This window comes from Paenibacillus lactis (genome assembly GCF_017873605.1).
In the GTDB taxonomy this organism is placed as follows: Bacteria; Bacillota; Bacilli; order Paenibacillales; family Paenibacillaceae; genus Paenibacillus_AQ; species Paenibacillus_AQ lactis.
In genome coordinates, this window is sequence record NZ_JAGGKI010000005.1 from 1 (window position 1) to 13998 (window position 13998).

12 protein-coding genes are annotated in these 13998 nt (G+C 49.2%); 6 read left to right on the forward strand and 6 right to left on the reverse strand.

What is annotated here, in order from left to right; translation table 11 throughout:
- The first annotated feature begins 3 nt into the window (after nt 1-3).
- Both J2Z18_RS31015 and J2Z18_RS10890 read left to right on the forward strand, forming a co-directional pair.
- On the forward strand, nt 4-195 hold the full coding sequence (locus J2Z18_RS31015; RefSeq protein ID WP_376773067.1) for an IS3 family transposase: 192 nt from the start codon (nt 4-6) through the stop codon (nt 193-195).
- 213 nt (nt 196-408) lie between these two features.
- Nucleotides 409-2655 (forward strand): helix-turn-helix domain-containing protein, encoded by a 2247-nt coding sequence (locus J2Z18_RS10890; protein WP_210094699.1) that lies wholly within the window; start codon nt 409-411, stop codon nt 2653-2655.
- A gap of 20 nt (nt 2656-2675) precedes the next feature.
- Here J2Z18_RS10890 and J2Z18_RS10895 read toward each other — a convergent pair whose 3' ends face one another.
- The 4 genes from J2Z18_RS10895 to J2Z18_RS30385 form a co-directional block, all read right to left on the reverse strand.
- The gene (locus J2Z18_RS10895) at nt 2676-3539 is read right to left on the reverse strand and encodes a carbohydrate ABC transporter permease (protein ID WP_099479209.1); all 864 of its coding nucleotides are present in this window, start codon (nt 3537-3539) and stop codon (nt 2676-2678) included.
- A gap of 15 nt (nt 3540-3554) precedes the next feature.
- Nucleotides 3555-4478 (reverse strand): ABC transporter permease, encoded by a 924-nt coding sequence (locus tag J2Z18_RS10900; protein ID WP_099479208.1) that lies wholly within the window; start codon nt 4476-4478, stop codon nt 3555-3557.
- Between the two features lie 154 nt (nt 4479-4632).
- On the reverse strand, nt 4633-5382 hold the full coding sequence (locus J2Z18_RS30380; protein ID WP_245255953.1) for a type 2 periplasmic-binding domain-containing protein: 750 nt from the start codon (nt 5380-5382) through the stop codon (nt 4633-4635).
- Nucleotides 5354-6154, reverse strand: a complete 801-nt coding sequence (locus J2Z18_RS30385) for an extracellular solute-binding protein (protein WP_245255954.1) — start codon at nt 6152-6154, stop codon at nt 5354-5356. The genes J2Z18_RS30380 and J2Z18_RS30385 overlap by 29 nt, the downstream gene beginning before the upstream one ends.
- Before the next feature lie 397 nt (nt 6155-6551).
- Here J2Z18_RS30385 and J2Z18_RS10910 point away from each other — a divergent pair, with 397 nt between their 5' ends.
- Nucleotides 6552-8159 carry a YifB family Mg chelatase-like AAA ATPase gene (locus tag J2Z18_RS10910; protein WP_210094700.1) on the forward strand — a complete coding sequence of 536 codons (1608 nt, stop codon included), beginning with the start codon at nt 6552-6554 and terminating at the stop codon, nt 8157-8159.
- 109 nt (nt 8160-8268) lie between these two features.
- Nucleotides 8269-8625 (forward strand): hypothetical protein, encoded by a 357-nt coding sequence (locus J2Z18_RS10915; protein ID WP_007132768.1) that lies wholly within the window; start codon nt 8269-8271, stop codon nt 8623-8625.
- A 470-nt stretch (nt 8626-9095) separates the two neighbouring features.
- Here the strand turns inward: J2Z18_RS10915 and J2Z18_RS10920 are convergent, their stop codons facing one another.
- Both J2Z18_RS10920 and J2Z18_RS10925 read right to left on the reverse strand, forming a co-directional pair.
- Nucleotides 9096-9641: a hypothetical protein gene (locus J2Z18_RS10920; RefSeq protein WP_007132767.1), complete on the reverse strand. Its 546-nt coding sequence runs from the start codon at nt 9639-9641 to the stop codon at nt 9096-9098.
- A 2-nt stretch (nt 9642-9643) separates the two neighbouring features.
- A complete protein-coding gene (locus J2Z18_RS10925) occupies nt 9644-10402 on the reverse strand; it encodes a YpjP family protein (protein ID WP_210094701.1) in 759 nt (252 codons plus the stop codon).
- 717 nt (nt 10403-11119) lie between these two features.
- Between J2Z18_RS10925 and J2Z18_RS30390 the strand changes: the two genes are divergently transcribed.
- Both J2Z18_RS30390 and J2Z18_RS10935 read left to right on the forward strand, forming a co-directional pair.
- Nucleotides 11120-13264, forward strand: coding sequence for a winged helix-turn-helix domain-containing protein (locus J2Z18_RS30390; RefSeq protein WP_244869301.1), 2145 nt, complete (start codon nt 11120-11122; stop codon nt 13262-13264).
- A gap of 66 nt (nt 13265-13330) precedes the next feature.
- Entirely contained in the window at nt 13331-13987 is a 657-nt protein-coding gene (locus J2Z18_RS10935) for a DUF4386 domain-containing protein (RefSeq protein ID WP_007132763.1), read from the forward strand.
- The last annotated feature ends 11 nt before the right edge of the window (nt 13988-13998 follow it).

Sequence of the window (13998 nt, forward strand, 5' to 3'; positions counted from 1 at the left end):
TGTATTGAAGCGTTTCACAGTATCCTAAAGCGAGAATTCATTTACAGCAAACCTAAGTTTAAAACAAAAGAGGAAGCCGGGCAGAAGCTGTACCGGTACCTTGAATTTTTTTACAACCGAAAACGTTCTAACAGTACGATTGGGTATATGTCCCCGGTGCGTTTTGAGCAGTGCTATTACGAGTGTATAGCTTAGCTTAGAGGTGTCTACTTTCTTGACAGAAGAGCATTTGGGGACTTGCTCCAGGCATGGCGCTGCTTTTGGCGCCAGCAAGTCCCTTTTCGGGACTTGCTCTGAGCTTGCAGCAGCTTTTGCCGCTCAAAACTCTTTATCCCGAATGGTTGATCCTGTACAATGGATGACGGTACATAGAAGGTAAGCGGATTCAAACATAAAGGAGATTGCGGCATGCAGTGGTTGACCTCCCGTTTTTCGGTCCATTCCTTATTTTTCAAAATGCTCATTTATTTTCTGATCGTCATCATCCTGCTTTCCTCCTATAACATCTGGTCAATGACGTTTTATACGCGGAATGTCCACAACGAGATCGTAAAATACAATTTGACGCTGATCCGGAATACCGTGGACAGCTTCGAGAAACAGTATACGACTTGGAAGAGCCTGCTCCTTAGCCTTCAGCACAACGAATTCGTGGGGAATATTAACCGGCAAGCCGACAAAGGCGGCAAACAGGCGATCGATTACCTGCAGGTGGACTTGGTGATGGATCAAATCCGCACGATTGTGACGCAGCCGTTTTATCATTTGCAGAACGTGATGATCTACTATCGAAGCCACTCCTTTCTGCTGGAAAGCGACGGTATGGTGGATGATGACCGGATGTTTAGGCACTATTACGTCAGTGAGCAGTATCCGTACGAGTTTTGGATAAAGGATGCAGACAGGTCAGACGCTTTCCTGCAGGCCCTTCCGAGCAGCGGCTTTACCATTGAGCCCAAGAGCAGCGAGGTTGAACTGCTCCCGCTGGTCAGCCATGTCCCTGGAAGCCGATGGGAAATTATCGCATTGGTCAATATGAACAGCTGGTATGAATCCTATAAAGGCATGTCCGGCTCCCGCTTTCTGCTGCTTGATCAGGACGGAACGCCATTGTTTCAATCCGCCCCATCCTCTATGGATGCCCCGCTGCCTGCATGGAATGGAACATCCGAATGGATTAAGGACAAGGGGAATTACTATTTTTTTGAAAAAGGGGACCGCTCGGGTCTTACGTATGTATCCATCATTCCCCATAATGAGCTGAACCGCAGCATCAGCCGCATGAATTGGATCGCGGTGCTGCTGTTTGCCACGACGCTGCTGATCGGAACGCTGGCATCCTGGTTCTTTACCCGCAACATTAACCGGCCTTTAAAGCAGATGATCACGGGCCTTGGCAAAACCGAACAGCACCTTTATAAAGGCACCATTTCCGAATTCAACGCGATCGCAAGCCATCTGCAGGGATTGCATCATGAACGCAAGCAGATCAAGGCATGGATGGACCATATCAAGCCTCTGCTGACAAGCTATCATTATATGGCTCGCTTCAAAAACATCAACATTGACGCAGCCGCCGCAGCTGAGCTGCCGGTAAGCGAGGGTGCCTTTATGATCGTTGTGTTCCAGCTAAGGTACAGGCATACTCCCTCGGAACTGCTCGATGAAATGCTGACCAAGGCCACCGGCAAAATCAAAGACATTATCAGCCTTCAAGTGCAGGAGGCCTTTCCGTTATCCCATACGCTTCAAATGGACAGCAGAGAGATCTTGTCAATCGTATACACGCAGGAAAGGTCGGAGCGTCTGCTCGCCTGCCTGAACGGTTTGAAGCGGATATTCGATCAAGACCAAGGCACTTACCTGGTTACGATTGCCGTGTCGTCCGTGTTCCAGCATACTTCCCATTTCGATCAGGCCTACACGGAAGCGATGTCGCTGCTGCTTCAAGCGATGCCGGTCGAAGAAACCCAGATTATATGGGAAAAGGCGCCGCGGGAGGACGTGACCGGCTTTACAGCTGAGCAGGAGCATGAATTTTACGTAAACCTGCAAGCAGGCAATGAAGTCAGCTGCCAACAGCTCATCGATCGGGCGTTTGATTCGCTTCATTCCCGGGGCGCGACGGCGGATCAGCTGCATCATTTCGCCCTTGCCGTCCTCAGTCGTATCCGAAAAACGATGGCGCTGCTGAACATCGAATCAAGCCCGCTTCCATCCGATCATCGGCCGCTTGCGCATTGCGTCACTCCCGAACACTACAAACAGGCGCTGCTGAACGAGCTTGCCCGTGCAGCGGAAGCGATTCGACGAAAGCGAGAAGAAAATTACGATATCATTCAGTTTATTGCCCAGTTTATGGAAAACCATATTTCCGAGGAAATATCACTGGAGCTATTGGCGGATAAGCTCAACATGTCGCCGACGTATCTGTCCGGCTATATTAAAGAAAAAACCGGCAGCAACTTCAGCGATCATCTACATGCGATCCGCATCCGGAAAGCGAAGGAGCTTCTCGTAACGACAAATATGCCGGTCCAGGAAGTTGGCGCGCAAATCGGCTATCGTAATGTCACATCCTTTATCCGCATGTTCAAAAAATTAACCGGCCAGCCGCCCGGCGATTACCGGAAAACCCATTGGATCCGGAATTAGCAGGCGGCAGTGCCGGCCGTTTAACCTTTAACGGAGCCGATCAATGCTCCTTTTACGAAATATTTCTGAATGAACGGGTATACCAGCAGGATCGGCACAGTGGACACCATGATGGTGGCAAATTTCAGACCATCCTCCACGACGACGATATCGCCGACCACCGGGCCGTCGGTTCCCGTGAATTGCCCGGATAGCACGATGTTTCTCAAGATGACCTGAAGCGGCTGCATATCGGCATCCCGCAGATAAAGCAGCGGGCCCATAAAATTATTCCACATGCCGACGGCGTAATACAATCCGATCGTCGCCAGCACCGGCTTGGAAAGCGGCAGCACGATCCGGAAGAAAATACCGACCTCGGATAAGCCGTCGATTTTGCCCGACTCCTCCAGCTCTTGCGGCATTCCCATGAAGAAGGTTCTCATGATCAGCAGGTTCCAGGTGCCGACGGCCCCTGGCAGAACCATGCCCCACACCGTATTGACAAAGCCGAGCTCTTTGACCACAAGAAACGTCGGGATCATTCCGCCGTTAAAAAACATCGTGAAGACGATCATCATAAGAATCGGCTTGCCCATAACCATTTTGGTCTTGGACAATGAGTATGCGCCGAGCGCGGTTACCATCAGGGAAATCGCGGTTCCCAGCACGACATAGATGAAGGTGTTTTGGTAACCCTTCAGTACCCTTCCATCTTCAAATACATACCGGTACATATCCAAATTAAAGCCTTTTGGCCACAGCCATACGGTGCCTGACGCAATCGCTGCCGAATCGCTGAGCGAGACGGCCAGCATATAAATGAACGGATACAGACATGCGGTTACTACGCCCAGCAATATCAATGCGTTTAAGACATCGAACCAGTTCCACTTCCATTTCACATTCCATTCCTCCCTCTACCAGATGCTGCTGCCGCTGACCCTTCGGCTGAACCCGTTGGCTGCAATGATGAAGATAAAGCTGATGATTCCGGTAAACAGATCAATTGCCGTGGCGTAACTGTAATTGCCTTGGGTCAAACCGACGCGATAGACATAGGTGGAAATGATGTCAGCGGTTTCATACGTGGCCGGGGTTGCAAGCAAATATACTTTTTCAAAGCCGATCTCGAGAATTTTCCCGATATCCAGAATCAGAATGATGACGATCGCCGGTGCGATTCCGGGAAGCGTTATGTTCAGCGTCTGCTTCCAGCGATTCGCCCCGTCCATGCGTGCGGCTTCGTATAATTGCGGATCAATCGCCGTCAAGGCCGCCAAATAAATAATGGTCCCCCAGCCGATATGCTGCCACACGTCCGTCGTTACATAGATGGTTCTGAACCAGGAGGCCTCCACCAGAAAATTAATGCGTTCAAGACCCAAGGCGCTCAGAAGCTGGTTCACCATCCCTCCGGTAGGCGACAGGAACATGACCGCGATACCCGCCACCACCACATTGGATATGAAATGCGGAAGATAGCTGACGGTCTGGACGAACCGCTTCATGAAGGATCTTCGTACCTCATTGATCAGCAGGGCCAAAATAATGGGTGCAGGAAACCCGAATAACAGCTTATAGAACCCAAGCAGGAACGTGTTTCTCAGCACGGGCCAAAAGTCGGGGGTATGAAAGAACATACTGAAATACTTGAAGCCGACCCAATCGCTCTCGGTGATGCCCTTGAACAAATTGTAATCCATGAAGGCGATCGAGACGCCGAAGATGGGAACGTATTTAAAAATGACGTAATACAGAACGCATGGGAGCAGCAATAACAGCAAATATTTATCCCGTTTCACTTTGCGCAGAAAGCCCGGGCGGCGGGATGCTTGCAACATGAAATCCTCCTTCGTAACGCTTGATCAAGCTAAGCTGGGATGGGAAGCGCATGGCTGCCACGGACCTGGCCGGCACCGGCCGCGGCCACAAACACCACAGCCGGAACGCCGGCCTAGTGGAAGCTGCCCAAGTTAATCCCAACCTTGCGTTTTGCTATTTTCCTTCATTCACGAATTTTTGCGTCCGCTCGTAAGCGCTCTTGTGCACATCCAGCACTTGCTGCACGCCCAGCCGGTTCACCTCGGCCACGTAGGCGTCCCATTCGTCCATCTTTTTCTGTCCCAAAATAAATTTTGCTATTTGCTCTTCATGGTACTTCTTGACGGTTTCTCCCACCATGCTAAGCACTTCATTCTCTTCATTGGTATAGGCCAGCCTCGGCTGCGGTTTCGTTTCATGCTCCGGCGCGATTTTCATAGCTGCCTGCATTTTGGGTGAATACATCGATTCAAATGCGCTCATATCCAGCACCGTATGGGCGCCGATGGTGGCAATGCCCGTCTTCGTACGCAAGTCGCCGAATTCTTTGTAGTCGTCTTTAAACTTACGGACGCCGTTCTGGGTCGTGTAGGTTTCCCCTTCTTTCCCCCAGGTAGCCAGCTCGATTCCTTCCGGCGAGTACAGGAAATCCAAATACTGCAGCAGCGTATCCCGCTCCTTCGAATTGGCCGCTACGGCGAACCCGTCGGTCTGGAGTCCTGCAAACACGTTGTGGGATTTACCGTCCGGCGTTCCGACAGGCGGCAACATGTAATCGAGGCTGAACTCGGATGCCTTGTCGCCCAGCATGAGCGGCAGCTCATCCATAATGCCGATATAATCGCTTGCGATAAACGCTTTATTCTGAAGAAGCAGATCGTTAAACTGCTTGCGCTTATGCGCCATGAAATCCGGTGCGATCAAGCCCTTTGTTCATGTACTCGACCATGATCCGATAATTGTCCTCCGTCGGTCCGTAGCGCCATTCTTCCTTCTCGTAATCGTAATAATAGCTGCTGCTCGTATTAAACGCCGGCGCCATGTTGACCAGTGGGCTTAAACCGTTGAACACGGCGATCGGGAAGCTGTCCGGATACAGCTCTTTCAGTTTTTTGGCAACCGTATAGAGCTCGTCATAAGTCGTAGGCGGGGTCAAATTATGCTTTTTGAAAATATCATCCCGGTACAGCCAGGATCGCCTGGACTGCTGTTCGAGCCCATACAGCGGCATAAAATAGTTTTTTCCCTCCGGAGACAGAATCGCTGCCTTGACCTCCGGGTGATCCTCGAGAAACTTCTTGTAATTCGGCATCTTGTCCAAATGCTCGAAGTAATCGACGAACGCTCCGCTGGCACCATGGGTGTTCGCGGCGTTCAGGCTGTTGACCATCATCAAATCGGGAATTTCTCCGGATGAAATCGCCAGATTCATCGTCGTTGTATAATCGCTCATGACAGGCTGAACTTTAAACGAGATGCCGGTTGCTTCCTTCAAATATTGATAAATCGGCCAATTTTCTTTATAGGGCCAGTTCGTATGGGAGAAGGTCATCATGTCCAGCGTAATCTCCTTCGTCCCGAGCGCTCCTGCATTTCCCTCCTTTCCTGCTTCACCTTTCGCGCAGCCGCTCAGCAATGCGCCGGTCAGGACCGCAGCGAGAGCGACCCTCCCCCATTTCCGGTTCCAGAATTTCATGTAACCCTCTCCTTCATTTCATATGATCTGCCACGCTCGCCCCCCGCCACCATTTCAGCTTGAAGCTTGGGGCGTTCGTTTACGAGCTTGATTCTATCCGCTGCTTCTCTATTCTGGCTACTTACATTCTTTCCTCTTGCTGCCCGAACCTGCGATTCTGAAAAAGTGGCAATGATCTGAAATCCGGTCAACTCATCGTCGGCAGCCCGCTTCACGACTGGATTCTTTAGACCAATCCGCCTTCATCGAGGAGCTTCTGAATTGACATGTGCCAGGTAAACTTTTACAATACGGACTATACTCGATTGACGAAAATGAGGAAGCACCCTTTTCGTGTGTGCATGATGACCGCATATTGTCATTTACCTAATACGCGAAAGTGAGGTGCTTCTTATTTATGTATGGAAAGCTGCACAGCGCCTGCCTGCACGGCATCGACGGCGTCGTTATTCAGGTGGAAGTCGATCTGGCCAACGGACTTCCGCAAACCAGCATTATCGGACTTCCGGATTCCTCCATCCGTGAATCGGTGGAACGGGTCCGTGCCGCCATCAAAAACTGCGGGTTCGAATATCCTTTGAAGCGGATCACGATTAATCTCGCTCCGGCTGATCTTCGTAAAGAAGGCTCCTCCTTTGACCTGGCCGTCGCCCTCGGCATATTAATCACTAGTGAACAGCTGGAGTTCAAGGATGCCGCCTCGCTCTTAATCATCGGCGAGCTGGCGCTGGACGGAGCGCTTCGGCCGATAACCGGCGTGCTGCCGATGGTAGAGCAGGCGAAGCGGGACGGCTTCCGCGGCGTTCTCTTGCCGATGGAGAACGTGCAAGAAGCCTCCTTAATCGGCGGCATCGAGGTGTACGGCTTGCCGCATTTGAAGGAGCTCGCCGGGGATGATGGGCCAATGCGGTCAAACCCTTCCGGCGCCTCGAAGCTCCCGAGCGCAGCCGTTTCGCTCTCGCGGCTCCGGTATACCGGGCGTTTAGAACACTCGAACGAGGCGGCTGACCGGAGCCGGGAGGAGCCGCTGGAGGATTACAAGGATGTGCTCGGCCACCAGCATATCAAGCGGGCGCTCACCATCGCGGCGGCAGGCATGCATAATATTATGCTGATCGGGCCGCCCGGCACCGGAAAGACGATGCTCATGAAGCGTCTGCCAACCATCCTTCCTCCGCTAGCGGAGGAGGAAGCCCTGACGACTACGAAAATTTTCAGCGCTGCCGGTAAGCTGAAGAAGACTGAGGGCCTCATGACGAAGCGACCGTTTCGCTCTCCCCATCATACGATATCCGCCGCCGGGCTTATTGGAGGCGGAACGATCCCAAAGCCCGGCGAGGTCAGTCTTGCCCACAAAGGCATTCTGTTCCTCGATGAGCTGCCCGAGTTCTCCCGGCATGTGCTGGAGGTTCTCCGCCAGCCGCTCGAGGATCGGGAGGTGACGATCAGCCGGGCGCGGGCCGTATTTACCTTTCCCGCGCATTTTATGCTCGCTTGCTCGATGAATCCGTGTCCGTGCGGCTATTACGGCAGCGACCATCCGGCACAGCAATGCACCTGCAGCGTGGCGAGGATCGCCCAATACCGCGCGCGGATATCCGGCCCCTTAATGGACCGGATCGATCTGCAGGTTGACGTGCCAAGGCCCAAAGAATGGCCGGGAAGCACGCCGCCGCTGTCCTCGAAGGCGATGCGCGACCAGGTTTATGCCGCCCAGACCATTCAGCTGGAGCGATACCGCCGCCTTCCGATCCGCTGGAACAGCGAATTGTTCGGCAGCTATTTAAGAACCCACGCTGCACTCGATAAAGCTTCAGCGGAGCTTCTCCAAGTAACGCTCGATTCCCTGGGGCTCAGCATGCGGGCATATGACCGGATATTGAAGCTGGCACGGACGATTGCGGATCTGGAGGCTTCCGCCGACATCCAGAGCCGCCATGTTGCCGAAGCCATTCAATACCGCCAGCTGGATCGGCAGTACATCGTTACGGAGGAGCCTCTATAAATCTGATAGGTTCAAAGCATAGTAGCTGTTGGCGATACTTCAACTCATATACATAAAGAACTCTCATGGCTGAATGTGCCTTGGAATCTTGCTTATCTATGGAGGGATTATGAAGAGAAAATGGTCAATCATGTTATTCCTATTCTTATTAGTTCTGGTTGGATGCTCTTCTTCCGCTGGAAGTTTCCCGTCGAATAACATGATTAAAATAAAAAAAGAGGTATACATTGCAAGCAATGACACAATTCCTAAGGATGAAATAGCCGATCACATAGGTGAGATTGAGGTATCCTCTACAGATGTAAGGGATCATGATGATGATCATATAATAAGCTCCAACTCCTATGAAGCAGGAACTAGACTATTCAAAATTAAAGATAAGAACCATATGGATATGATTGCAGTAGAAGAGTCTGAAGAACAATATGTGATCGCTTATAATACCAAGTATAAAAAGAGTAAGTAAAGAAAAAATGCCCCCTTAAGGATAATTTCCTTTTGTGTGGCATTTTTCACTCTCTTTGTGCCAATTGATCCTTGTCGAGTCAAGGAGATCCTATTGACAGTGTATTCTATTATAGCATTATCGGCCTTCCAGACTCCTCCATTGTGAAACGTGGAACGAGTTCGGACTGCGATCAAAAACTGATGGGTCGGATTATCTCCTGAATTAATCACGATTTAATCTCGCACCGGCAGGTCTTCGCAAGGAGATCCCCTCCTCTGAACAGGCCTTCGCCCTCGCAAAGGGCTGCCAAAAATATTCCGAATATCTAGGGTGAGTTGAACTACATATGGAAAGTGAAGCAATATCAATACCATTAACGAAGATTAGTCATATTATGAGAGAATTCTCAATCTCCCTAGTTAGTTGAAGAACATAGTAAGACCCTGCGAATGTTAAAGTGCAGGGTCTTAACTCTTTTAATTATTTTTTCATTGCATATTAATCAGCTTTTTTATCCATTTAATCGTAATTTCGTCTTGTACCTCTGGATTCATATCTGCAGGAAACTGTAAATATTGTTCTTCCTCTGGCAACTTATGCAGTTGACTCTGAATAGTAGCATCAGCCGTGCTGTCATTGTAATATTCCGGGAAGCGAAATTCTTGTCCTTGAAGTGACTGATAAACATGAAAACTGTACTTAATCCCATTCACTTCGCAAAAAGCATGTCCTTGAACTTTCGGATCACACCAGACATGCGTACCCTTCAATTTTTGCAAGGAAAGCATAAACCCATTCTTCTGCGCTTCCGTTAAATGAAAATCTTCCAAATAATACTTCATTGACACTCGATTAAAATTCGTATCGATAATCTGGTAGTTCAGAATTAACTCAGCGCCTCTTTTAAGAACAGGATTGAAATAATCCTCCTGAATCCTCCCCCTATACTTAAACAGTCGGCTCTGGACCAAGTAGTCGATATTGCTATGGTCTAAATTCCGACCAAATGTTAATAAAAATCTTCTCTTTTCCACTTTTATTCCGAACCCCATTTTGGAAGTGAATTATGATACAGGTCAACATTTCCCTTATGATCTTTCCAATCATCTTTAGTATGATAATGCCACCGAGTATGATTTCTAGATTGGGAAGTATAAACATCTAGCCTCAAGTATTCCTTACTATTTTTTCCGTATAAAGAGATTATATGTTCACCTTGTCTAATCCCGTTGGCTTCTGTAGCAGATTCTGGCCCGACGTTTCTAGAATAACCATTAATTTCGTACTCTCTTTTAATTCCTGGTTCTATCTTCGGCCATACTACCTCATCAAATTGTCTACCTATTTGCTGAACGATTTTTTTCCCCATCTTCTTCTTTACTGCTGCTTTTATTATAGCAGAAACAACAGCCCAAACAATGGGCCAAACAGCTGGCGAAATTTCACTCTGAATATTGGAGTCTGACAAATGACTTATTGTAGATGTCTGGCTACTTGCTATATCTGCAAATGCAAGTATCATGGCAAATTCTCTGCTATATTCATTATATTGATCAATTTTCGCTCTTAAGTTATCGTCTGCCTCGATTGCTTCCTCTATACTGGTAGAGTTCTCTTGGATGAATAATAGAAGTTCTTGAATCTCGCTTTCAGTTAGGTTTAATTCATCTTGGATTTGCTGAAGTTCATTATGTGTTGGGAGGGCAGATACTGTAATTGCAGCGAATGCTGTATTTAACAACATTACCAAAACTAAAACCGATGCTATTTTCTTGATACTACGCCAAAAACTCAAATAAACCATCTCCTTATATATATTGTTTGTCACCACCTAGAAAATTACTATATATTCTATTTATTTACAAATGATGAAAGTTCTATTTTATTATATTGTTCTTTAATGAATATTAAATGGTATTTTTGGTATATTAAAATAGTTTCACTTCCAATATTTACATATAGGTTTAGCTAGCTAATTTCAGTCACTTTTCCAGATCAACTTGTTGATCACGATTACCAGTGATCTGCCTGAGGAAGTTATTCCCTATCATGTTAAACACAACCGCTATTACATCTTGAGTATCCGCGCTTCAGGCCGGCTACCGTCAACCTTACCATTCTATGTCTTCTCAACCATCCTCATATCACGAAACAACAGACTTTGAAACTCCCACGTGATACTTTCCAAACAGTGTACCCTGTCACGATCCCAGTGACATCCCGGGTAATATAGACTTCAGCTTGTTCAGGATGACTCGATGACTTCGTCCAACATATCGCTGATCATTTAATTCCTGCTTAGAGATTGACCGGAGTCCGTACCTTTGCCGAGCCCTACTGCATCTTCACAAAAGTGCCCGTACCTTTCCCCGACAACCGCCTCAGCTACCTGAGACCGAGTTGTCCGAATATTCTCCCGCAGTTTCCCGATCACTTGTCTTATTTCTTGAGGATTCTGCACGAAACGATTTACCCCATTGATGGTAAAAATCGTTTGGAGTAGTATGAAGCTATGAGTACACCTAATATAACCAAATTTTATATCCCCACGCCTCGGCCGCATGCGGTTTTCCGGCGGCGATTGACCGAGAGGCTCAGCAAGGGGTGTTACCGCAAGTTAACCTTGATCTCTGCACCCGCGGGCTATGGCAAAACGACGTTAGTCAGCGAATGGCTCAACAGCTGCGGGCGGGCGGCTGCATGGATATCGCTCGAAGAAGGGGACAGCGAACTTACACGCTTTTTGACCTGTTGGATTACTTCATTACAGACACTTAAGGAGAATATAGGGGAAGGCATACTTGCTGTGCTTCAAACTCCCCAACCGCCGCCGACCGAGTGGATCCTGACCGCTCTTCTTCATGAAATCTCTGCGATTTCATCTCCGTTCATCCTTGTTCTAGACGATTATCACGCAGTGAAATCGGAAGCGGTCGATGCTGCTTTGCTCTTCATGCTGAACCATTTTCCCTCACAAATGCATCTTGTCATAACCACCCGCGAAGACCCAAACATCCCGCTGGCTCGATTTCGGGTTCGGGACCAATTGAACGAGCTGCGTGCAGCCGATTTAAGATTTACGTTCTCCGAATCCGAGGATTTTTTGAACAATGGCATGAGCCTTGAATTATCCGGGGATCAAATAGCCTCATTGGAATCGCGTACCGAAGGCTGGATAGCCGGTCTGCATCTGGCAGCGCTTTCCATCCAGGGAGATCGTGACGCCGTTCGGCTCATTCCGTCTTTTAACGGCCGCCATCATTTCGTCCTCGATTATCTGGTAGAAGAAGTCCTGGATCGGCAGCCGATGGCCGTTCAAGCCTTTTTGCTGCGGACATCCATCCTCGAGCGGCTCTGCGGGTCTTTATGTGACGATGTCATGTTCGAGGAGTCGGTTTCCAGTAATGAAACATTATTGGAGCTTGAGCTTAAGAATCTGTTCGTCGTGCCGTTGGATCATGAACGACAATGGTATCGCTATCATCATTTGTTTGCCGATTTACTCCGCAAAAGGCTGCAGGAAAGTCTTTATGATAGCCATATTGCTGAATTGCATAGACGAGCGAGTGCCTGGTACGAACACAATGGCTACGAAATCGAAGCATTCCGCCACGCCGTGGAATCCAACGACATGGATCGCGCCGCATTGCTGCTCGAAGGCAATGGAATGCCGCTGCATCTTCGCGGGGCTGCGAGCATTTCCTTGAACTGGCTGGCGTCATTGCCTGCTGCCGAATTGAACGCCAGACCTGCATTGTGGGTGATGTATGGTTCAGCGTTGCTGATCACGGGCAAGCTGACAGGCGTTGAGCACAAGCTGGCTGCAGCAGAGGCGGCTTTGGCAGGTGCTGAAGAAGACGTCCGTGTCAGGGATCTGATCGGAGTGATTGCCGCCACTCGAGCGACATTGGCATCATTGGTGTTGGCCGGCAGCCCTTCCGATGCGGTCAACAAATTAAGGAAAGCCGAAACGGCGATGCAAATTACACGGCCAGACGATAAGACGAATGATCTTGTCGAGCTGATTGCACCCGCAAGGGATGCCGGGGTAAGTGAACATCAAGAAATCGACCATCCAATCGACCAAGTAATTGTTCAGGCACGCCGTGCACTCTCTTATCTGCGACCGGATAATCTTCCCGTGCGGACGGCAGCCGCTTGGATGCTGGGCGTCGCCAGCCAGCGGCGCGGAGTTTATTCCGACGCTCGTGACGCCTATAACGAAGTCATATCGAACAGCCGAATGATGGGGCATCAGCTGATGGCAGTAATCGCCATCACGGGACTAGGGCAAATCGAGGAAGCTGAACATCGAACCCGCACAGCGGCGGAATATTACGAAGAGGCTCTGCGATTGGGCGGAGATTTGCCACTTCCGGCTCTTCGTGAAGCGCAGCGCGGGCTAGCACGAATGCGCAAAAATGCAGTGACGAGCAGCCTCATTGAGCCGCTCAGTCAGCGGGAGCTCGAAGTGCTTGGGCTCATTGCAAAGGGGCTTTCAAACAAGGAAATCGGCGAGAAACTCTTTTTGGCCTTGGACACGGTCAAAGGGCATAATCGCAGGATTTTTGAAAAACTCCAGGTGCAAAGACGAACGGAAGCGATCGCGCGAGCCGCTGAATTGAATCTGCTCCCGAACCACCGAGAACCACACTAAAGTGTCTACAGGCACCACTCCCCTTGGAGCTATACTGCATATAAAATGAGCCAGGGGGAGATCAACATGAAAAGAATGGCAAAGGTTGCAGGGGCTTTGTTTCTAGTATCAACGTGTGCTTACATGATCGGGAGCGGAATTTTGGATCCTGTGCTGCATCGCCCGGATTTTCTTACACATCTGTATTCCGACCGAATAAATGTGGTGATGGGTTCGTTGTTGGAATTGATCAACGCCATAGCGGTTATGGGGATTGCCATGCTTCTGTACCCCATTTTAAAGAAGCATAACGAACCGTTTGCGCTCGGATACTTCGGATCCCGAATCGTTGAGTCTGTGCTGCTGATCATAAGTACAGTCGCGCCGCTTATACTTATTGCACTGAGTCATCATTCCATTTCGGCAGGTACGGCCATGCATCCTTACTTTGAAACGATAGGCAATGTATTGCTAGAAGCGCATTCTATGCTCTTTCAAATAGCCATGATCGTACTGAGCTTGGGCAGCTTGCTGCTTTGTGATGTCCTCTATCGATCAAAGCTGGTGCCGCGGTTTTTGTCAGTCATCGGTTTCATCGGGTATGCCGCCTTGTTGGTCAGCAGCTGTCTGGCGATCATCGGTCAAGACATCGGACCCGTTCTGTACGTTCCAGGGGCCATATTTGAAATCATTTTTCCCATTTGGATCATGATTAAAGGATTTCGTCTTCATGCGGCGCATTAGTAATGAAGGGG

Bases quoted from the DNA above. Each gene is read 5' to 3' on its own strand.
- J2Z18_RS10935 (WP_007132763.1), top strand. From the start codon at position 13,331: ATGAAAAGAATGGCAAAGGTTGCAGGGGCTTTGTTTCTAGTATCAACG.
- J2Z18_RS10915 (WP_007132768.1), top strand. From the start codon at position 8,269: ATGAAGAGAAAATGGTCAATCATGTTATTCCTATTCTTATTAGTTCTG.
- J2Z18_RS10890 (WP_210094699.1), top strand. From the start codon at position 409: ATGCAGTGGTTGACCTCCCGTTTTTCGGTCCATTCCTTATTTTTCAAA.
- J2Z18_RS10910 (WP_210094700.1), top strand. From the start codon at position 6,552: ATGTATGGAAAGCTGCACAGCGCCTGCCTGCACGGCATCGACGGCGTC.
- J2Z18_RS10900 (WP_099479208.1), bottom strand. From the start codon at position 4,478: ATGTTGCAAGCATCCCGCCGCCCGGGCTTTCTGCGCAAAGTGAAACGG.
- J2Z18_RS30385 (WP_245255954.1), bottom strand. From the start codon at position 6,154: ATGAAATTCTGGAACCGGAAATGGGGGAGGGTCGCTCTCGCTGCGGTC.
- J2Z18_RS30390 (WP_244869301.1), top strand. From the start codon at position 11,120: ATGAGTACACCTAATATAACCAAATTTTATATCCCCACGCCTCGGCCG.